The following is a 19,388-nucleotide window of genomic DNA, read 5'->3' as shown; positions in this document are numbered from 1 at the left end:
CGGATCGGATTGATGCCTGCGTCCCCGAGCGGTCAGGAGATGCACCCGCTTGTGATCGCTCTGGCCGATCGCATCCGTTCCTGCAGGGATGGGTTTCCTCAGCTCAATCCGCTCACACTTTCGGGTGATCTTGAGGAGATCATCGGCACGCTCGATGGTGAGGATCTGTTCATCCGCAATGAGGTGCATTGCTGCAGAGGTTTTCGCAAGCTGCATCTGGAGATCGCGCGACTGGGGCTTGGACTGCAGATTCTCCACTGTGTGTTCTTTCCCGATCCGCGTTTTGATCTGCCGGTGTTCGGCGCCGACATCGTTGCCAGCCCTGCAGGGATTTCCGCAGCCATCATTGATCTTTCGCCTGTGGAGGATCAGCTGCCCGACGCGATTGAGAAAGCTCTGAAGGTCACGCTGATACCTGCCTTTCAGCAGGTGCGTGAACTCCCCACATGGGCAACCATTTTCTCTCCCTACGTGCGGTTTATCCGGCCAGTGAACGAAGAGGAAGAGGAATGGTTCGTTGAACTGGTCAACGAATACCTGCGGATTCTGGGCAGTGCGGTTGAGCTTGCACAGCCCGACGAACCCTCTGCCCCTTCTACTCTGGCGCGATATCACGGACAGGTGTCCTATTGCAGGCAACAGAAACGCAACGACAAGACGCGGCGGGTTCTGGAGAAAGCCTTCGGGACGCCGTGGGCGGACCGTTACATCGAGGAGCTTCTGTTCGACGAGCCTCCGGCTCCCTGAGCGGATCCCGACGGCTCTGGGTCGGCGTTGGTGCTCTTGCGGTTCTTGTTGTTGCAGGTGGTGTTCTGATGCTGCGGCGTCCGCAGCCTGCGGATCCTGCCGAAGCTTCACAGCAGGTGTTGCCTCAGAAGCAGGAGACGGTTGCCGCTCTTGGAAGTCTCAGACCGGCCGGTGAGGTTCGTCGTCTGGCTGCGCCGACCGCCGGACTCGCTGGTGCACCTCGCGTGTCGTCCCTGCTGGTGCAGGAGGGAGATCCTGTGCGCAGGGGACAGGTTCTCGCCGTTTTTGACAGCAGGCCGCAGATCGAGGCAGATCTGGCGGTCCTTGAGGAGAGGATCCGCACGGTTGATACGGAGATTCCCCTCCGCAGAAGGGAGGTTGCCCGTTACGCCCGGGCTGCCAGGCAGGGTGCTGCAAGGGTTGTGTTGCTTGAGGAAAAGCAGGATCAGCTCACCCTGTTGATTCGCAGAAGGGCCGAGCTGATTGCTGAACGCGGAATCCTTGAAGCTGATCTGAATGACACCAAGCTTCGATCCCCAATCGACGGAACGGTTCTCAAGCTTCATGCCCGGGTGGGTGAGCGACCGGACACCGACGGTGTCATGGAGGTTGGGGCCAGCCAGTCGATGGAGGCTCTGGTCGAGGTTTATGAATCAGACATCAACCGCATCAAGCTGGGTGGACCTGTGACGTTGATCAGCGAAAACGGAGGTTTTGACGGCGAGCTGATCGGAACCGTCGAGCGCATCAGTCCACAGGTGCGTCAGCGTCAGGTGCTGTCCACGGACCCCACAGGAGACGCGGATGCACGCATCATCGAGGTCCTGGTCAGGCTTGATGCAGGTTCCACTCAGCGTGTGTCAAGGCTTTCCGGGCTGAAGGTGATCGCCAGATTCGGATCTTCATGATCGGCCGTTTCCTTCAGGCACGTGGAATTCCGCTGGCCTCGCTGATGCTCGTGCGTCAGCCGGTTCGTCTGGCTGTGGCGCTTGCAGGCATCAGCTTCGCCGGAATCCTGATGTTCATGCAGCTCGGATTCCGCGACGGGCTTTTCGACGCCAGTGTCACGGTGCATCGTCTTTTCGATGCCGACATCGTTCTGATCAGTCCGCGCTCGACCAGTTCAGTGAGCATGGCCGGATTTCCCCGTCGCCGGCTGGTGCAGGCCATGGCATTGCCCGAAGTGGAGGGCATCACTCCTGTTCACTGGAATCTTCTGCTCTGGCGAAATCCCAAAACGCGAGGAACGCGCTCGATCCTGGCGCTCGGTTTCGAACCGGGAGATCCGTTGTTCATCGACCCGGCCCTGGCGCCCAAGGCTCAGGCTCTGACTCAGAAAGGACGGGTTCTGTTCGATGAGAAGTCTCGTCCTGAGTTCGGTCCTGTTGCCGAGTGGTTTCGCTCGGGGCGAACGGTTGAGAGTGAGATCTCAGGCAAGAGGGTGCGTGTGGCCGGTCTGATCGAGCTCGGCAGCTCCTTCGGTGCCGATGGCAATCTGCTCACCAGCAGCGAGACATTTCTCGATCTGCTTCCGAACACTCCCCCAGGAAGCATCGAGGTCGGGTTGGTGCGGCTGCGCAAGGGCACGGATGCCGATGCGGTGGTGGACAGACTCAACGCCCTGCTTCCGGAGGATGTCACCGTTCTGACCAAGCAGGGTTTCATCGACTTCGAGCAGAACTACTGGCGCACTAGCACCTCCATCGGTTTCATCTTCACGCTTGGTGCAGCAATGGGTTTCGTCGTCGGCTGCGTGATCGTCTACCAGGTGCTGTATTCCGATGTCAGCGACCACCTGCCGGAGTACGCCACCTTGATGGCCATGGGCTACAAGCTCAGAACCCTGCTTGGAGTGGTGGTGCGGGAGGGACTCCTGCTGGCCCTGTTCGGCTATCTGCCGGCTTACGCAGCCGGTCAGGGCCTGTACCTGCTGGTGCGAAGCGCCACGGCACTGCCGGTGACCATGGATTTCAGTCGTGCCGCCACGGTTTTCACCATGATTCTGGTGATGTGCATGGCTTCGGCAGGGCTGGCGATGCGACGCCTTGTTGATGCCGATCCGGCGGAGATCTTCTGAAGACATGACCGTGCTTTCTCATCAAGCTCGACCTCAAGGCGCCGATCTCGCCAGCACTGTGAAGATCGACAGTCTCAGTCACTGGTATGGGCGCGGATCAATGCGTCGGCAGGTGCTTCAGTCCGTCGATCTTCAGATCGCTGCGGGTGAGGTTGTGCTGCTGACCGGTCCTTCAGGGTGTGGCAAAACAACGCTTCTGACGCTGATCGGCGCACTTCGTCAGGTTCAGCAGGGAGATGTGAGCGTGTTTGGCCAGCAGCTCCGCGGCGCCGGGCGGGGACAGCGACAGAAGCTGCGACGCAGGATCGGCATGATTTTTCAGGGCCACAATCTTCTGCGCTGTCTCACGGCCGAACAGAACGTGCAGATGGGCGCTGATCTGCTTGAGGGATTCAGTTACCGCGCTCGCCGTGATCAGGCCCGGGAATGGCTGCGTGCCGTTGGCCTGGAGGATCATCTCGGCAAGCTTCCTCAGGATCTTTCGGGTGGTCAGAAGCAGCGAGTGGCCATCGCCCGTGCGTTGGCGCCCAGGCCGCAGCTTCTGCTTGCGGATGAACCGACAGCGGCACTGGACAGCGGCACTGGTCGGGAAGTTGTGGAATTGCTCAAGCGTCTTGCCCGTGACCAGTCCTGTTCCGTGCTGATGGTCACCCACGATCCACGCATCCTTGATGTCGCCGACCGACTGGTCAGGATGGAGGATGGCCGTCTGCTTCAGTCCATTGAGTAGGTTGGGTTGAATTCAGGATGCTCCGGACTCCCGCATGGCCAAGCGTAGAAATCTCAAGAAGGAAAAGCAGGAGCGAAATCGCGCCTACGCCCGCAAGTTCAAGAAGCGCAAGATGCGCAACGACGGTCGCGGTGAAGGTGCCGGTAACGGAGTGACGGGAACTGCCAACAACGGTGGTGCCGCCGACTGATCCGAATTCAGAACCTGTTTTACGGGGGGCCGCAGAGCCCCTTTTTTCTTGCCTTTAGGCTGTCCGACTACGACTCACCCAGCAGGGCGGATGTTCATCAGCGTCGTCATTCCAACCTTCAACCGACGCGACATTCTCGAAAAGTGTCTGATGGCCCTGGAATCTCAGAACACCGGTTCTGAGATCGCCGACTACGAAGTGGTGCTTGTCGATGACGGCTCCACGGACGGCACTCCCGACTGGATCAGATCGTCCGCTGCTGCGTTACCCAGGGTGCGTCTGATCGAACAGAGCCACGGAGGACCGGCAGAGGGGCGTAATCGGGGTGTCGCCCATGCCCGGGGTGATGTGATTGTGTTCATCGACAGTGACCTCGTCGTGACACCGACGTTTCTGGCTTGTCATGCGCGATCGCTTGTGCGCCAGTGGCGCCGCTCAGGCAATCGTCTCTGCTTCACCTACGGCGCTGTGATCAACACCGCTGACTTCGACAATCCAACCGGTGAGCGTCACAAGCTTCGCGACCTCTCCTGGGCCTATTTCGCAACCGGGAATGTCGCCATTGACAGGCAGGTGCTTGAACTCTCGGGCCTGTTCGACACAGGTTTCAGGCTTTATGGCTGGGAGGATCTCGAGCTGGGTGAACGACTTCGCCAGATGGGTGTCGAGCTGGTGCGCTGTCCGGAAGCGGTCGGTTATCACTGGCATCCCGCCTTTCGCCTTGATCAGATCCCAGACCTGATCAGGGTTGAACGGGAGCGTGCACGCATGGGACTTGTCTTCTATCGGAAACACCCGAGCCGCAGAGTGCGCATGATCATTCAGTTCACCTGGATGCACCGGCTGCTGTGGGGGCTGCTGACCCTGGGTGGCTTGCTCAATGAACGCACCTTGCGCCCGCTGCTGGCCTGTTTGATTCGACTCGGTCAACCTTCACTGGCCCTCGAACTGCTGAGACTTCCGCTCAACCGGATCGGTGTTGAGGCACTCCATCGCGAAGCACGTCAGACAGGACTGACCTGAGAACGTGCTTTGTTAAATTCTGCAGGTCCTTTCAAACCGCACACCTGTCTGTTTCGGGTGCTGGATGTGATCTGAACTCTTGTTCATCACACCAAACCTGACAGGTGGAGGCGAACCCGAAACCTCAACACAACCATGGCTGTCGTCACTCTCGCCGAGATGATGGAAGCTGGTGCGCACTTCGGCCACCAGACCCGTCGTTGGAATCCCAAGATGTCGCGCTACATCTACTGCGCGCGCAACGGGGTTCACATCATTGACCTTGTGCAGACTGCTGTCTGCATGAACAACGCTTACAAATGGACACGCACTGCCGCCAGGAGCGGCAAGCGCTTTCTGTTTGTCGGCACCAAAAAGCAGGCCTCCGAAGTCGTGGCCCACGAAGCCGCACGCTGTGGTGCCTCCTACGTCAACCAGCGCTGGCTGGGCGGAATGCTCACCAACTGGACCACGATGAAGGCACGGATCGACCGCCTCAAGGACCTGGAGCGGATGGAGTCCAGCGGTGCCATCGCCATGCGTCCGAAGAAGGAGGCCGCCGTGCTCCGCCGAGAGCTCGATCGTCTTCAGAAGTACCTGGGTGGCCTGAAGAACATGCGTCGTCTTCCCGATGTGGTGGTCCTCGTGGACCAGCGCAGGGAAACCAACGCTGTGCTCGAGGCTCGCAAGCTTGATATCCCACTGGTGTCGATGCTTGACACCAATTGCGACCCCGATCTCTGCGAAGTGCCGATTCCCTGCAATGACGATGCCGTGCGCTCCGTTCAGCTGGTTCTGAGTCGTCTCGCTGACGCCATCAACGAGGGCCGGCACGGGTCCAACGAGCAGCGTGGCGCCGACAACCAAGGTTGAGCTCCACTAGCCGCTAGGTTCACGCCGCCCTCCCGCTGAGCGGGAAGGCGGATCTTCTTGTCCCAAAGTCCTCCACCAAAACATCCGATGGCTGCTGCTGTATCCGCCAAGCTCGTTAAGGAACTCCGCGACAAGACCGGTGCCGGAATGATGGATTGCAAGAAAGCTCTTGCAGCCTCTGACGGTGATGCCGACAAAGCCATTGAGTGGCTTCGTCAGAAGGGCATCGCCAGCGCTGAAAAGAAATCCGGGCGCACCGCCGCCGAGGGTGCCATCGGCAGCTACATCCACACGGGTGCACGCGTTGGTGTGCTGATCGAGATCAACTGCGAAACCGATTTCGTGGCACGTGGTGAGATGTTCCAGGCTCTGCTGCGCGACGTGTCCATGCAGGTGGCTGCCTGTCCCGGTGTTGAGTACGTCACCACGGATGAGATCCCCGCAGAGATCCGCGAACGTGAGAAATCGATCGAAATGGGTCGTGATGACCTCGAAGGCAAGCCGGAGCAGATGAAGGAGAAGATCGTTGAAGGTCGCATCAACAAGCGCCTCAAGGAACTGGCTCTGATGGAACAGCCCTTCATCAAGGACAGCTCTCTGACTGTGGCGGAACTCGTCAAGCAGACAGCCGGCAAGATCGGCGAGAACGTCAAGGTGCGTCGATTCACGCGCTACACCCTCGGTGAGGGGATTGAGGTTGAGGAAGCCGACTTCGCTGCAGAGGTCGCCTCGATGACGCAAGGCTGAGTTTGACCGAGGTGCCTGGGAGTCATCATGCGCATGATCCAGGCGTGCAGCTTGCACGTCTGGAGCAACGCTGCAGCTCACTCGCTCCACTTCTCTACCAACAGCAGGCTCACTACCTGGAGCTGATTCGACGGATTCTGCCCAGCGCTGTGAGGTCAGCGATACGTCATCTTCTCTGTTCTCTGGTTCCCCTGCAGCGTGCCTCGTTGTCAGATCATCAGGCGACGCTTCAGAAGCGCATCGATGCGCTCGTTCAGCGTGCTTCGTCGATGATCACGATCGAGCAGCTGCTTGTTCTGGCAAATCGCCTTCAGGACGATGAGCGTCGTTCTCGAATTCAGCAGTTCCAGACGCTTGCTGATCGTGCATCCGGCAGTGGCGAGCCGTCCCTGGGAGACTCCCTTTCGACGGGTATCGAACTGAGTCTGGATCTGCCCCTGGAACGCACCGACCTCATAGAGGGTCTGCTGCCGAACGATGCACATGCCGAGCCGGAATCGTCTTCTGAGGCTTCCGAATCAACGGACCAACAGCCCCTTACATCCGCTGATTCAGGTGCGGAGATGTCCGAACTTGAGATTCTCCGGTCGCTGTTCGTCATGGCAGGCGAATCAATCGATCAGGCGGAGTCCGCTCAGGACCTGCAGAGCGGTGCTGATTTCGTCGATCCCAGCCTGGAGAGAATGGATCAATCCAGTGATCAGCTGATGCCTTCAACGGCCAGCGGGCTGCTGCGTTGGATGGATGTCCTGGATTCAGCTCTGATTCGCCGCCTGCGCAATCTCTCCCATGCCGTGAATGTTGAGCTGATGCGTGCAGGTGTGACGCGCAGCCTGCTTCCCATCCAGCTGCTGGATGCAGTGAACAGCGGTCAGTTGCCCTCCCAGTCGGCACCCTCGAATGTGCTTAGGCTCACTCTTCCGTTGTCGATGGTCGGTGACGACCAGTCCATGGAGACTGCGTGCGTCCTGATCCGCCCGTCCGAGCTCGAGTTTGACGACCATGGCCTGAGACGCAGTCGCAGCCGTCTGCGACAGCAGCGCCGAGCTCTCAGCGATTTGCTTCTGAAAGAGCGACACTGGCAGCGTCGCGCCAGTGTCCGAGAGGTTCAGAATCATTGGTGGCCCAACCTGCCGGAGACTCCTCAATCCAAGTGAGCGCCTGCCTGGACCATCAGGCGCTCGAGCGGTTTCTGATATGGATTCGTCCTCTGCAACAGGCGCTTTCGCTAGAGGCGGAAAGGGGTTTCAGCGATCTTGAGGGTCGCAAGGAGCGCTTTCACTGCTTCATGCAGCGTGAGTTGGCGACGCCTCCTGAGATTCCACTCCCGGGAGATGTTTCTCCACGCCTGCAGTCGTTTGCCGATGGCTTCGCCGACTATGCCTCTCTGGGTGATGCGGCCCGTCGCCGTCAGGTCACTGTGGTCAGGCAGTGGCTCCATGCGCTGCGCCAGCGTCTGGAGCCCTCAGCCCCCATGGCCCCACCGCGTCTGAAGGTTGCCCAGCGATCAACTTCTGCAACCGCAACGTCGTCATCCGTTCCTGCGCTTGAGAGTCCGCTCGGACAGGTGAGAGGCATCGGCCCGAAGCTTGCTGAACGCCTGGCCTCTCTTGGCTTGCTACTGGTTCGCGATCTGATTCAGCACTACCCAAGGGACTACGTCGACTATTCCGCATTGCGGAGAATCGATGCCCTTGTTCCAGGCGAAACAGCAACGATCGTGGCCACGGTGCGTCGTTGCCACGGTTTCACCAGTCCCCGCAATCCCAACCTGTCGATCATTGAGCTGCAGCTTCAGGACCCGACCGGTCGGATCAAGGTGACCCGCTTTCTGGCTGGGAAGCGGTTCAGCAATCCTTCCTATCTGCATGGCCAGACTCGCCAATACCCCAATGGAGCCACGGTTGCTGTGAGTGGCCTCGTCAAAAGCGGGCCCTATGGGATCAGTTTTCAGGATCCGCTGATTGAGGTGATGGAGAGCGCTCAGGCACCTCTTCGCTCCAGCCGCATCGGCCGGCTTCTGCCTGTTTACCCGCTCACGGAGGGACTGACCGCGGATCGCTTCCGTTCACTGATTGAACGCGTTCTGCCATCGGTGCGTCTCTGGCCGGAACCCCTGCCCCGGGTCCGGCGGGAGGCTCGCCAGCTGCTCAGCCGGGAAAAGGCACTGGTGGCGATTCACCGCCCTGAGTCCTCCGAACAGCTTCAGCAGGCCAGGCATCGGCTTGTCTTTGATGAGTTCCTGCTCCTGCAGCTCGGATTGATGCAGCGACGTGCGGCTCTGAAGCAGCGATCCGCTCCCTGCCTGCGTATCACATCGGATCGCGATGGGTTGATGGGTCGCTTCCTCACCTTGCTCCCTTTCGAATTCACCACAGCACAGCAGAGGGTTCTGGCGGAAATCGAGTCGGATCTGGATCGAGCGGAACCGATGGCTCGTCTGGTGCAGGGTGATGTGGGCAGCGGCAAGACCGTCGTTGCCGTGGCTGCTCTCCTCAAAGCCATTGAGGCTGGATGGCAGGGCGCAATGATGGCTCCCACCGAGGTGCTCGCTGAACAGCACTACCGCAGTCTCTGCGGATGGATGCCTCCTCTGCATGTCACCGTTGAGCTGCTTACAGGCTCCACCCCCCAGAAACAGCGTCGAAGGATTCTCTCCGATGTGGCTTCGGGAGCCTGCAAAATCCTGGTCGGAACCCATGCTTTGCTCGAGGATCCGGTGGCGTTCTTCAGACTGGGGCTGGTGGTGGTTGACGAGCAGCACCGCTTCGGGGTGCGGCAGCGCAACCGTTTGCTCGGTAAGGGCCTGCAGCCCCATCTGCTGACCATGACGGCCACACCCATTCCCCGCACACTTGCGCTTTCTCTGCATGGAGATCTGGATGTGAGTCAGATCGATGAGTTGCCACCAGGTCGCACACCGATCCGCACCGCCATGATCACCGGCTCGAATCGCGAAGAGGCCTATGAGCTGATCAGGGAGGAGGTGGAGAAGGGGCAGAGGGCCTATGTGGTGCTGCCCCTCGTGGAGGAGTCCGAAAAGATGGATCTGCGATCAGCTGTGGATGTGCACCGTCAGCTGGCCGATGAGGTGTTTCCTGATCTGCAGGTCGGACTCCTGCACGGACGTCTCGCCAGTGCGGACAAGCAGGCCGTGATCAAGGCCTTTGCCTGCGGAGAGACCAGCGTGCTGGTCTCGACCACCGTGGTTGAGGTCGGCGTGGATGTGCCGGAGGCCAGCGTGATGGTGATTGACCACGCTGATCGCTTCGGTCTTGCTCAGCTGCACCAGTTGCGAGGACGTGTCGGCCGGGGTGCGGCGGCCTCTCACTGTCTGCTGATCAATGACAGCCGCAACCCGCTGGCGCGCCAGCGTCTCGAGGTGTTGGTGCGTTCAACAGACGGCTTTGAGATCGCGGAGATGGATCTGCGCCTGCGGGGGCCGGGTCAGGTGCTGGGAACCCGTCAGTCAGGACTGCCGGATCTGGCTCTGGCCAGCCTCGCCGATGACGGCTCGGTGCTGGAGGAGGCTCGTGAGGAGGCTGCCGACATCCTGCGTGAAGATCCAGAGCTTAGGGATCACGTGATTCTCAGCCGATTGCTCGATGAGCAGCGCAGCCGTGTGACATCAGCAGCGCAGCTGAACTGACTGAGATCAGCTCGTCACTGGTGACACCCCATACGATGATCTGTCTGCGTTCTGAGATCGGATGCGTCGTCCCTGGAGCGATGTGGTGATCGATGACTGCGGCGAACCGCTTGTCGCTCTCAAGCCGCAGTTTCTGTGCCTTGAGCCCCATCCCTATGCCTGCGTGGGCGCACCCTACGGCGAGGATGCCGACCCCTATCGGCTGCGTTCAGGTGTTCTGAAGCGGCTGGTCACGGCGCAACAGCTGTTGTCGCGGAGAAGCGACCCCGAGGTCGGTGACTTGCAGCTGGCGATCTTCGATGCTTGGAGGCCGATCCGGGTCCAGGCTTTCATGGTCGATCACTCCATCCAGGAGCAGTGCCGTTCGCTCGGTTTTGATCCCTCGGATCCGTTGAAGACGCAGGCTCTTGAACAGGTGCGCAACGACGTGGCCCGCTTCTGGGCACCGCCGAGTCCGGATCCCCGCACACCGCCACCACACAGCACTGGTGGTGCTGTGGACCTCACTCTTGCGGACAGCTCCGGTGAGCCGTTGGAAATGGGCGGGGAGATCGACGCTATCGGCGAGCAGTCCGTCCCTGATCACCACGCGGAAGAGGCCGAGTCAAATCCGGAAGGCACTGCAGCCCTCTGGCACGGACGTCGATGTTTGCTCAACGACGTGAATGACGGAGGCGGGGTTCGCAAGACATCCCAATGAATGGTGGCACTTCAGCCATGGTGATCAGCTCTGGGCTTGGCAACGCAAGATGGATGAGGCCATCTACGCGTCTGTTCCCAGTAGTTGATGAACCAACTCATCTCCGAGCCGGTTGACATGGGCACCGAAACTGCGCCTGACTCCGGACTGTTTCCAATCAATCAGCAATGGCTCCAGGGTTGATTCGAGTTCATCGAGAGGCATCTTCTGCAGAAACGGTCGGGCCAGCACCTGAAGGTTCGGCGTGCCGCCCAGCCATAGCTGATACTGATTCAGGCCACTGCCCACCAGTGCCAGTTCTGCCATGTAGGGACGAGCGCATCCATTCGGGCATCCGGTCATCCTTACCAGCACAGATTGGTCGATCTCCAGCTTCCGCAGCAGTGCGTCAAGTCGGTCAAGAACCTCGGGGAGGATCCGCTCCGCTTCCGTGATCGCCAACCCGCATGTCGGCAGCGCAGGGCAGGCGATCGCATGACGGGCCAGAGGGGCGGGTTCCCCGGGAAGCTCGAATCCCAGCTCAGCCAGAGCGTCCTTGATGGAGGTTTTCTGCGCGGCTCCGATGTTGCAGAGCAGGAGGTCCTGATTGGCCGTGAGGCGCACCTCCAGCTGATAGGTCTGCACAATTCTGCGCAGGCCGTTCTTCACTGCTCCCTCGAGCCGTCCGCACATCATCGGAATCCCGACGAACCAGAGCCCCTTCCTCTGTCGATGCCAACCCAGGTAGTCCTGAAGCTTCGCGACAGGTTCCTGACGCAGGCCCTTCAGCTCACCCTTGAAGTAGCTCTTTCGAAGTGTGGTTCTGAACCAGCTGATTCCCCGCTGATACAGGAGATACTTCATGCGGGCATGCTTGCGGACCTCGCGGTCTCCGTGATCGCGCTGAAGAGCCATGATCGACTGCAGCAGATCAAAGATCTCCGCTGCCTTGACGTAGCCGAGCTCATCGGCGGTTCTCGCAAAAGTGTCCTCCTGGTTGTGGGTGCGGCCCATCCCGCCTCCGACGTAGACGTTGCAGCCTTGGAGGGCTCCGCTCGCATCGGCGAAGGCCACCAGACCGATGTCCTGGGTCAGCAGATCGACGGAGTTGTCGCCAGGAACTGTGACGGCGACCTTGAATTTCCGAGGCAGGTAGGTGTCTCCGTAGAGGGGTTCGGCTCCACTGCCGGAAAATACACCTCCCTTCTGTTGCCGTGTGCGTGCTTTGCGAACTTTCGTGGCCGGCTGAAAGCGATAGCTGTGGTCGCCGTCGATCCACATGTCCAGATAGGACCCTTCGGCAGCTTCAGGGCTGAGCAGATCAGCGATCTGATCTGCGAGTGCCCGAGCCGCCGGGTACGCCCCCTTTTCATACGGAGCAGGGGGTGCCATCACGTTGCGGTTGATGTCTCCGCAGGCCGCAAGGGTCGAACCAAGATTGGAGATGATGGTTCCGATCACGGTCTTCAGGTCCCCCTTCGGCACACCGTGCATCTGAAAGGCCTGCCGTGTGGTTGCGCGCAGCGTGCCGTCGCCGTACTGGTCTGAAAGATCATCGAGAGCTGCGAACAGATCAGCAGGGACCCGACCGCCTGGGTTTCGCAGCCGCAGCATCATCTGCCAGCAACGCACCTTGTCGGTTTTGCGCAGTTCGCGGTGGTTCTGCTGATAGCTGCCATGGAATTTCAGCAGCTGTACAGCGTCCTCACTGAAACGGATGTCGTCGTTGAGCAGTTCCGACTGCAGCGGCTCACGCAGATGGCCGCTGTAAAGCTTTCTTTTCTCAGCTTTCGAGAGTGCGGTGTCAATCGACTCGGTGCGCGCTGCAGGCCCATCCAGCACTGAGGAGACGACGTCCTCATGTGCATTGGAGGTGGCTGTCAGTCCGTCGCTCACTCGTGTCGCGTTGTTGCATTTGAAACTAGCGAAGCAGCGTCTCATACAGTCGCCACCTGTCTTGGCACGTTGAGTGGCAAACACGTTTCTGCTCGAGATCGGCACTGAGGAATTACCGGCTGATTTCGTGCGCTCAGCGCTTCAGCAGCTCGAGCGGCGTGTCCGAAGCGATCTGAAGGAGCTGCGACTCGAGCACGGATCTCTCTCAGTGAGCGGAACACCACGCCGATTACTTGTTCAGATCAGCGATCTCATCGATTCGCAGCCTGATCTTGAGGAAGATCGCAAAGGTCCTCCGGTTTCTCAGGCTCTGGTTGATGGTCAGCCGGGACCTGCGGCCATCGGTTTCGCAAAGCGTTGCGGTGTGGACCCTGCAGAGCTCGAAAGCCGTGATACGCCCAAAGGCCCCTGCCTGTTCGCCAGGGTCTGCACCCCGGGTCAGGAGAGCGCAGTTCTGTTGCAGGACTTCATCCCCAAGTGGATCGACGGCCTGCAGGGACGTCGTTTCATGCGCTGGGGGAGCGGAGAACAGCGATTCAGTCGCCCCGTGCGCTGGCTTGTCGCGCTGCTGGGTGATGCGCTGATTCCCGTGACGCTGGAGGCCTCCGATCCTGTTGTGCGCAGTGGTCGTCACAGCCGCGGGCATCGTCTTCACCACACCCTGCCCGAGTTGAAATCTGCGGATGAACTACCGGCGCTTCTTGCCGAAGCCGGTGTGATGGTGAACCGCGATCAACGTGCCGACACCATCCGCAGGTCCATTGTTGCTGAGGCCGACTCCTGTGGAGGTGAAGCGGATTGCCCGGAGAGCCTTTTCCAGGAACTGGTGGATCTGGTGGAGGCGCCGATCGTCCTGAAGGGCGAAATCGCTGATCGCTATCTGGATCTGCCACCTGAAGTGATCGTCACGGTGATGCAGTCACATCAGCGCTACGTGCCTCTCAGGCAACCGAGGTCGAATCCTGATCCGCTTCAGCTTGAGGCCCGTGGTGTGTTGCGCTCTGATTTCCTGCTCGTGGGCAATGGCTTGTCCGAGGCCTCAAGCACGATTGTCAGTGGCAACCAGCGAGTCCTCAGCGCCCGTCTGGCGGATGCGGAGTTCTTTCTCAATGTTGATCGCCGCCAGCCAAGCGAGCAGCGACGCCAGGAGCTCGATCGCGTCACGTTCGCTGAAGGTCTGGGCAGCCTTCTGGATCGCAGCGATCGAATCAGCTGGGTGATGGAGCAGCTGATTCAGTCCCTGGCAGGGACTGAATCACTGACAGCTCATGCGCGCCGGGCTGCCTGTCTCTGCAAGCACGACCTTGTCAGCCAGATGGTGGGTGAATTCCCTGAACTGCAGGGCCTGATGGGCGGAAAGTATCTGCTTGAAGAGGGAGAGCCGCGTGAAGTGGCCCTGGCCGTGGCTGAGCACTACCAGCCAGCAGGTGCTGGCGATGCGCCTCCTTCAAGTGACGTCGGTGCTCTTCTCGCCCTGGCTGAGCGACTTGAGCTGCTGCTCAGCATCTTCGCCAAGGGTCAGCGTCCCACAGGCTCATCCGACCCCTATGCGCTTCGCCGTGCCGGCAACGGGATCGTTCAGATTCTCTGGGATCGCGTCTGGCGCTTGCCGTTGCAGACTCTTCTCGGCAAAGCTGCAGCGCACTGGGTCGATCTGTTCCCGGCATTTCAGTGCGACGCCGCCACGCTCGCCGACGATCTGGGTCAGTTGTTGCGGCAACGCATGGTTAGTCAGTTCGAGGAGGACGGCTTTCCTCCCGATCTTGTACAGGCCGTGAGTGGAGAGGCTGTGAGCAGCGAACGCCTGCTTCAGGATCCTGTCGATGCACGGGAAAGACTCCTGCTGCTGAAGGATCTCAGGGCGGATGGTCGCCTTCAGGCCGTTCAGGCGGTGGTTCAGCGTGCTTCAAAACTTGCTGAAAAGGGCGATCTCGATGCCTCTCAGCTGCTTCCCGGGCCCGTGATCGAATCCTCTCTGTTCGACTCGCCCAGCGAATCTGACCTGCTCAATCAGCTGCAGACACTCAGTCCTCTCGCTGAGTGCTGCGACTACGAGGGACTGGCTGCTGGATTACAGGGTGCAGCACGCGCTCTCGAAGCCTTCTTCGATGGTGACAACAGCGTGATGGTGATGGCTGAGGACGATGCTGTCCGCCGTAACCGTCTGAATCTGCTGGGTGTGTTGCGCAATCAGGCTTCTGTGCTGGCGTGTTTCGACAACATCCAGTCCTGATCTTCAGGACTGGATTGGCGATGCGTTCAACCGGTGGTCACTGTTGACCGTTCGTCGCTGCTCGAAGCGGTGTCTTCCTCGGTCTGGGTTTTGATGGCCTGTGCGGCTTCCTCCGCCAGGAAGTCACCGTCACTGCGTCCAACGGCGGACGGCACCGAACCGTAGTTGGAGGGTGCAAGTGCCTGCCCCCTCAGCAGACTGCCCAGGGTGCGCAGCGTGAGTTTGACCTGCTGCCACGGATTCATCATCACCACCCGCTTGTAGAGGTAACTGTCGAAGGTGAGCTTCTGCACGTCCCGGTCGTCGCACATTTCGACGAACGCTTCTCTTGCTGCGTCGTTGCGGTAGAAAATCCTCTGAAGAATGTCGAGCACCGCGTAGGTGGCTCCGTATTTGCGGTCCCAGCGCTTCAGGTAGGTCGATTTGATCTGCTTCTCGGTGGGGATGCGGGTTCCGTTCTCGGAAATCTCCACAATGGCTTCGGCGCACATTCGTCCACTCTTGGCCGCGAAGTAGATCCCTTCCCCGGAACTCTTTGTGACATATCCAGCGGCATCTCCCACCAGGGCCATGCGACCCACAACGCGCCTGGGTCTGGGGTGTTCAGGGATCGGGTGGGCTTCGACCTTGATGACCTCACCCTTGAAGAGTCGCTTGCGTGCACGCTCCCGGATCCCTTTCTGAAGACCTTTGATCAGCGACTGGTTCTGCTGCATCGTTCCGGTCCCCACCGCCACATGGTCAAACTTGGGAAACACCCAGGCGTAGAAGTCAGGAGAAACGTCAGTGCCGACATACATTTCGGCGAGGTCTTCGTAGTAGGTCATCTCCTCGGCAGGCAGCTTGATGCGTTCCTGGAAGGCGATGGCCACGTTGTAATCGCCGGCATCCATGGCCTTAGCGACTCGCGAGTTGGCACCATCGGCGCCGATGATCAGATCCACTTCAAGGGTCTTCATCTCACCGGTGGGACCGCCGTTGCCGAAATCGGCGTAATGAAGGGTGTAGGGCCCCTGACGGTTGGAACCGGTGTCGATCTTCTGCACGAGGGCATTCACGAGAGTGGCGCCGAGCTCTGCGGAACGGTTGCGCAGGAACGCATCAAAAACCTCGCGGCGACACATGCCGATGTAGGCATCGTTGTCGTAGCCCAGCGGATCGAGCCTGATGTCCACCTCCTTGTTGGAGGGGGAAATCATCTTCATGTTGCGGACTTTCCGATCGATGATCGATTCGGGCAATTCGAATTCCTCCACCATGCAGAGCGGAATCGCCCCGCCGCAGGGCTTGGCATTGTCGAGTTTGCGCTCGAACAACCAGGTGCTGATGCCAGCTTTCGCTAGGACTTCGGCCGCACAGGATCCACTCGGTCCTCCACCGATGACGGCAACTCTCAGCATCTCAGCACACTCCGCCGGACTATAAATCGAAGCTACACCGCTGAGAGAGCTTGTGCCTTCAGCACTGGCGCACCCCCTTACGATCGAAACAACATTGAACTGTTCTCTTGTCCCGGGCTGTCGTCACACGCAGCAGGAAGCGTGACAGCAGCCGCGATGACATCCCCGTCGCACGCCGCAGTCGTTCCTCTCAACCGAAGCGGGGCGGCGGTCTGGGGCTTCTGATTGCCTGCGGCACCGTTTTTTCAATTTCCCTGGCGACGGTGCTGTTCATTCCCGATCTGCTGCCTTTCACTTCCAGGCCCCAGATCGTTGAAGGGATCGATGAGCAGCCCGGCCGTGATGGACGACTTCTCGGTCATTTCCCGTATCCGGAAGCCGAGATGGATGAGCTTGTTCCTGTGGAGCCAGGGGTCGAACTGCATCGCGATGCAGCCATCGCTCTCGACGCCATGCGTCGCGCTGCAGCAGCGGACGGGATCGATCTGAGGTTGCTGAGCGGATACCGTTCCCAGCAGCTTCAGAAGAGCATCTTTTTTGATGTGAAATCCGAGCGCAATCAAACGGCTGCTGAGAGGGCCAAGGTCTCCGCTCCGCCCGGTTACTCAGAACACAGCACCGGTTATGCGGTCGATCTCGGTGATGGAGCTGATCCGGCGAGTAATCTGTCCGAATTCTTTGAGCAGACCGCTGCCTTCAGCTGGCTTCAGGATCATGCAGCCAGTTACCACTACACACTTTCCTTCCCTGCAGTGAACTCGCAGGGTGTCAGCTATGAGCCATGGCATTGGCGTTTCGAGGGTTCCGCTGAGGCGTTACGCCGTTTCGAACCTGCCCGTCGCCTCGCCAGCGGCCGCTGAAGCCTTCTGATCACCCGCAGCCGGTGGATCGTCCATATTGCCCCGAATTGATCTCACGTTGAGATAAGGTGCTTCGGCTGCGCCTGCGGGCGCTCTGAGACATTCCGCCCCCTACAGACCCCCATGAGCGCCCAGCAAAAGGCGATTCGCAACATCGCGATCATCGCCCACGTCGACCATGGCAAGACGACCCTGGTCGACTCGCTGCTCGCCCAGTCAGGCATCTTCCGAGACAACGAGGCGGTGCCAACCTGCGTCATGGACTCCAACGATCTGGAGCGTGAGCGCGGCATCACGATTCTGTCCAAGAACACGGCTGTCACCTACAACGACACCCGTATCAACATTGTCGATACCCCTGGACACGCTGATTTCGGGGGTGAGGTGGAACGTGTCCTCGGCATGGTGGACGGTTGCCTTCTGATCGTTGATGCCAATGAAGGGCCGATGCCTCAGACCCGTTTCGTGCTGAAAAAAGCACTCGAGCAGGGTCTGCGTCCCATCGTGTTCGTCAACAAGATCGACCGCGCCAGGGTTGACCCTGAAACCGCTGTTGACAAGGTGCTCGATCTGTTCCTGGAGCTTGGTGCAGATGACGATCAGTGCGATTTTCCTTATTTGTTCGGAAGCGGCCTTGGAGGTTTCGCCAAGCCAGACATGAAAACCGAGAGCGACACCATGCGTCCGCTCTTCGACGCGATCCTGCGCCACGTTCCGCCTCCGGTGGGTGATGCCGCAAAGCCCCTTCAGCTGCAGATCACCACACTCGATTACTCCGATTTCCTCGGCAGGATCATTATCGGCCGTGTGCACAACGGCGTGATCAGGCAAGGTCAGAATGCTGCTCTGATCAAGGATGACGGCAGCGTCAAGAAGGGACGGATCAGCAAACTGCTTGGATTTGAAGGGCTTCAGCGCGTTGAAATCAGTGAAGCCTCAGCTGGCGATCTTGTAGCTGTGGCCGGATTTGACGACGTCAATATCGGTGAGACGATCGCCTGCCCGGATGAACCCAAGGCCCTCCCCCTCATCAAGGTGGATGAGCCAACCCTGCAGATGACCTTCGTGGTCAACGACTCACCCTTCGCCGGAAAGGAAGGCAAGTTCGTGACCAGTCGTCAGGTGAGGGATCGTCTTCAACGGGAGCTGCTGACCAACGTCGCTCTGCGGGTGGAGGACACTGATTCACCGGATCGTTTCGCCGTGAGTGGTCGCGGGGAGCTGCACCTCGGCATCCTGATCGAGACGATGCGGCGTGAGGGCTACGAGTTCCAGGTGTCTCAGCCTCAGGTGATTTTCAGAACCATTGACGGCACCCCCTGCGAGCCCGTCGAGACGCTGGTCATGGATGTACCCGAAGCTGCGGTTGGCAGCTGCATTGAAAAGCTGGGAACACGCAAGGCTGAGATGCAGAACATGGAAACCAGTTCTGATGGCAGAACTCAACTTGAGTTCGTTGTGCCTTCACGCGGCCTGATCGGTTTCCGAGGTGAATTCATTCGTGCCACCCGCGGTGAAGGCATCATGAGTCATTCCTTCTTTGAGTATCGGCCGATGACGGGTGAATTCGACACCCGCCGCAACGGTGTGCTGATTGCCTTTGAAGAGGGCACCGCCACCTTCTACGCGCTCAAGAATGCGGAAGATCGTGGTCAGTTCTTCATTGCTCCGGGAACCAAGGTCTACAAAGGCATGATCATCGGCGAAAACAATCGTCCCCAGGACCTGGAGATCAATGTCTGCAAGTCAAAGCAGCTGACCAACATGCGCTCCGCTGGAGCTGAAGAGCTCGACACTCTTCAGTCTCCTGTGCAGATGACACTTGAGCGCGCGCTTGAGTACATCGGTCCCGGAGAAATGCTGGAGGTGACTCCGGAGTCGATTCGTCTGCGCAAATTACCTGCCAAAAAGATGGCCAAACGTTGAGCGCTCTGGACGATCCCCGTTTTCCCGAGGCTCTGGAGTTGTTCAATTCCGGAGCCTGGTACGAAGCACATGATGCCTTCGAAGAGATCTGGCACGAGCAGATCGATCCCGAACGCAAGCTGATTCAGGCGTTTGTGCAGATCGCTGTCGCTCATGTTCATCTTGAACGCGGCAACACCAACGGTGCAACCATCCTCCTCGGCGAGGGGATCGGCCGTCTGCGACCTTCTTTGCCCAGTGCCCTGGGGCTTGATCTCACTGCGCTGCACACTGCGGTTTCCGACCGCCTGAGCGCCCTTCAGGCCGGGTCGGACCCGGAGGTTTTACCGCCACCCAGACTGCTTTTCCTGCAGTGATTCGTGGGACGATGAGCCCTTCC

At 59.5% G+C, this 19,388-nt stretch carries 18 protein-coding genes; 16 read left to right on the top strand and 2 right to left on the bottom strand.

Going from position 1 to position 19,388, the window contains the following annotated elements; all coding sequences use genetic code 11:
* The first annotated feature begins 12 nt into the window (after window positions 1-12).
* The 12 genes from SIB56_RS04565 (at window position 13) to SIB56_RS04510 (ending at window position 10,803) form a co-directional block, all read left to right on the top strand.
* The gene (locus SIB56_RS04565; RefSeq protein ID WP_413325842.1) at window positions 13-747 is read left to right on the top strand and encodes a phycocyanobilin:ferredoxin oxidoreductase; all 735 of its coding nucleotides are present in this window, start codon (window positions 13-15) and stop codon (window positions 745-747) included.
* 68 nt (window positions 748-815) lie between these two features.
* Window positions 816-1,655 (top strand): HlyD family efflux transporter periplasmic adaptor subunit, encoded by an 840-nt coding sequence (locus SIB56_RS04560; protein ID WP_413327124.1) that lies wholly within the window; start codon window positions 816-818, stop codon window positions 1,653-1,655.
* On the top strand, window positions 1,652-2,824 hold the full coding sequence (devC, locus tag SIB56_RS04555; RefSeq protein ID WP_413325840.1) for an ABC transporter permease DevC: 1,173 nt from the start codon (window positions 1,652-1,654) through the stop codon (window positions 2,822-2,824). Before SIB56_RS04560 ends, devC begins: the two co-directional genes overlap by 4 nt.
* Window positions 2,825-2,828: 4 nt before the next feature.
* A complete protein-coding gene (locus SIB56_RS04550; protein WP_413325838.1) occupies window positions 2,829-3,554 on the top strand; it encodes a DevA family ABC transporter ATP-binding protein in 726 nt (241 codons plus the stop codon).
* A gap of 34 nt (window positions 3,555-3,588) precedes the next feature.
* On the top strand, window positions 3,589-3,744 hold the full coding sequence (locus SIB56_RS04545; RefSeq protein WP_006850288.1) for a hypothetical protein: 156 nt from the start codon (window positions 3,589-3,591) through the stop codon (window positions 3,742-3,744).
* A gap of 90 nt (window positions 3,745-3,834) precedes the next feature.
* Window positions 3,835-4,767 carry a glycosyltransferase family 2 protein gene (locus SIB56_RS04540; RefSeq protein WP_413325836.1) on the top strand — a complete coding sequence of 311 codons (933 nt, stop codon included), beginning with the start codon at window positions 3,835-3,837 and terminating at the stop codon, window positions 4,765-4,767.
* A gap of 135 nt (window positions 4,768-4,902) precedes the next feature.
* On the top strand, window positions 4,903-5,619 hold the full coding sequence (gene rpsB, locus SIB56_RS04535; RefSeq protein ID WP_114992991.1) for a 30S ribosomal protein S2: 717 nt from the start codon (window positions 4,903-4,905) through the stop codon (window positions 5,617-5,619).
* A gap of 87 nt (window positions 5,620-5,706) precedes the next feature.
* Complete coding sequence (tsf, locus tag SIB56_RS04530; RefSeq protein WP_413325833.1) at window positions 5,707-6,366, top strand: translation elongation factor Ts; 660 nt, start codon at window positions 5,707-5,709, stop codon at window positions 6,364-6,366.
* 44 nt (window positions 6,367-6,410) lie between these two features.
* A complete protein-coding gene (locus tag SIB56_RS04525) occupies window positions 6,411-7,523 on the top strand; it encodes a hypothetical protein (RefSeq protein ID WP_413325832.1) in 1,113 nt (370 codons plus the stop codon).
* Window positions 7,484-10,015: an ATP-dependent DNA helicase RecG gene (gene recG, locus SIB56_RS04520; RefSeq protein WP_413325830.1), complete on the top strand. Its 2,532-nt coding sequence runs from the start codon at window positions 7,484-7,486 to the stop codon at window positions 10,013-10,015. The genes SIB56_RS04525 and recG overlap by 40 nt, the downstream gene beginning before the upstream one ends.
* A gap of 61 nt (window positions 10,016-10,076) precedes the next feature.
* A complete protein-coding gene (locus SIB56_RS04515; RefSeq protein ID WP_413325828.1) occupies window positions 10,077-10,715 on the top strand; it encodes a M15 family metallopeptidase in 639 nt (212 codons plus the stop codon).
* Window positions 10,681-10,803: a M15 family metallopeptidase gene (locus SIB56_RS04510; RefSeq protein WP_413325826.1), complete on the top strand. Its 123-nt coding sequence runs from the start codon at window positions 10,681-10,683 to the stop codon at window positions 10,801-10,803. The genes SIB56_RS04515 and SIB56_RS04510 overlap by 35 nt, the downstream gene beginning before the upstream one ends.
* Here the strand turns inward: SIB56_RS04510 and SIB56_RS04505 are convergent.
* On the bottom strand, window positions 10,779-12,536 hold the full coding sequence (locus tag SIB56_RS04505; protein ID WP_413327121.1) for an NADPH-dependent assimilatory sulfite reductase hemoprotein subunit: 1,758 nt from the start codon (window positions 12,534-12,536) through the stop codon (window positions 10,779-10,781). The two genes, SIB56_RS04510 and SIB56_RS04505, sit on opposite strands and share 25 nt — an antisense overlap.
* A 127-nt stretch (window positions 12,537-12,663) precedes the next feature.
* On the opposite strand from SIB56_RS04505, the gene glyS reads away from it, so the two are divergent.
* Complete coding sequence (glyS, locus tag SIB56_RS04500) at window positions 12,664-14,823, top strand: glycine--tRNA ligase subunit beta (RefSeq protein ID WP_413325824.1); 2,160 nt, start codon at window positions 12,664-12,666, stop codon at window positions 14,821-14,823.
* A gap of 26 nt (window positions 14,824-14,849) precedes the next feature.
* Here glyS and chlP read toward each other — a convergent pair whose 3' ends face one another.
* Window positions 14,850-16,223 carry a geranylgeranyl reductase gene (gene chlP / locus SIB56_RS04495; RefSeq protein WP_413325822.1) on the bottom strand — a complete coding sequence of 458 codons (1,374 nt, stop codon included), beginning with the start codon at window positions 16,221-16,223 and terminating at the stop codon, window positions 14,850-14,852.
* Window positions 16,224-16,330: 107 nt separating this feature from the next.
* Between chlP and SIB56_RS04490 the strand changes: the two genes are divergently transcribed.
* The 3 genes from SIB56_RS04490 (at window position 16,331) to SIB56_RS04480 (ending at window position 19,365) form a co-directional block, all read left to right on the top strand.
* Window positions 16,331-17,083, top strand: coding sequence for a M15 family metallopeptidase (locus SIB56_RS04490; RefSeq protein ID WP_413325820.1), 753 nt, complete (start codon window positions 16,331-16,333; stop codon window positions 17,081-17,083).
* Window positions 17,084-17,206: 123 nt separating this feature from the next.
* Window positions 17,207-19,009, top strand: coding sequence for a translational GTPase TypA (typA, locus tag SIB56_RS04485; RefSeq protein ID WP_413325819.1), 1,803 nt, complete (start codon window positions 17,207-17,209; stop codon window positions 19,007-19,009).
* The gene (locus tag SIB56_RS04480; RefSeq protein ID WP_413325817.1) at window positions 19,006-19,365 is read left to right on the top strand and encodes a DUF309 domain-containing protein; all 360 of its coding nucleotides are present in this window, start codon (window positions 19,006-19,008) and stop codon (window positions 19,363-19,365) included. The genes typA and SIB56_RS04480 overlap by 4 nt, the downstream gene beginning before the upstream one ends.
* Window positions 19,366-19,388 lie beyond the last annotated feature (23 nt).

The sequence above is a fragment of the Synechococcus sp. MIT S9503 genome, from assembly GCF_047304175.1.
Taxonomy (GTDB): domain Bacteria; phylum Cyanobacteriota; class Cyanobacteriia; order PCC-6307; family Cyanobiaceae; genus Synechococcus_C.
Note: the sequence above shows the minus strand (reverse complement) of the source record. Positions and strands in the feature narration are given on the sequence as shown.

What these genes read in the sequence shown, in the direction of transcription:
- rpsB (WP_114992991.1), top strand. Translation starts at nt 4,903, where the DNA reads ATGGCTGTCGTCACTCTCGCCGAGATGATGGAAGCTGGTGCGCACTTC.
- SIB56_RS04550 (WP_413325838.1), top strand. Translation starts at nt 2,829, where the DNA reads ATGACCGTGCTTTCTCATCAAGCTCGACCTCAAGGCGCCGATCTCGCC.
- devC (WP_413325840.1), top strand. Translation starts at nt 1,652, where the DNA reads ATGATCGGCCGTTTCCTTCAGGCACGTGGAATTCCGCTGGCCTCGCTG.
- typA (WP_413325819.1), top strand. Translation starts at nt 17,207, where the DNA reads ATGAGCGCCCAGCAAAAGGCGATTCGCAACATCGCGATCATCGCCCAC.
- SIB56_RS04510 (WP_413325826.1), top strand. Translation starts at nt 10,681, where the DNA reads ATGACGGAGGCGGGGTTCGCAAGACATCCCAATGAATGGTGGCACTTC.
- SIB56_RS04515 (WP_413325828.1), top strand. Translation starts at nt 10,077, where the DNA reads ATGCGTCGTCCCTGGAGCGATGTGGTGATCGATGACTGCGGCGAACCG.
- SIB56_RS04545 (WP_006850288.1), top strand. Translation starts at nt 3,589, where the DNA reads ATGGCCAAGCGTAGAAATCTCAAGAAGGAAAAGCAGGAGCGAAATCGC.
- chlP (WP_413325822.1), bottom strand. Translation starts at nt 16,223, where the DNA reads ATGCTGAGAGTTGCCGTCATCGGTGGAGGACCGAGTGGATCCTGTGCG.
- SIB56_RS04560 (WP_413327124.1), top strand. Translation starts at nt 816, where the DNA reads ATGCTGCGGCGTCCGCAGCCTGCGGATCCTGCCGAAGCTTCACAGCAG.
- SIB56_RS04565 (WP_413325842.1), top strand. Translation starts at nt 13, where the DNA reads ATGCCTGCGTCCCCGAGCGGTCAGGAGATGCACCCGCTTGTGATCGCT.
- tsf (WP_413325833.1), top strand. Translation starts at nt 5,707, where the DNA reads ATGGCTGCTGCTGTATCCGCCAAGCTCGTTAAGGAACTCCGCGACAAG.
- SIB56_RS04540 (WP_413325836.1), top strand. Translation starts at nt 3,835, where the DNA reads ATGTTCATCAGCGTCGTCATTCCAACCTTCAACCGACGCGACATTCTC.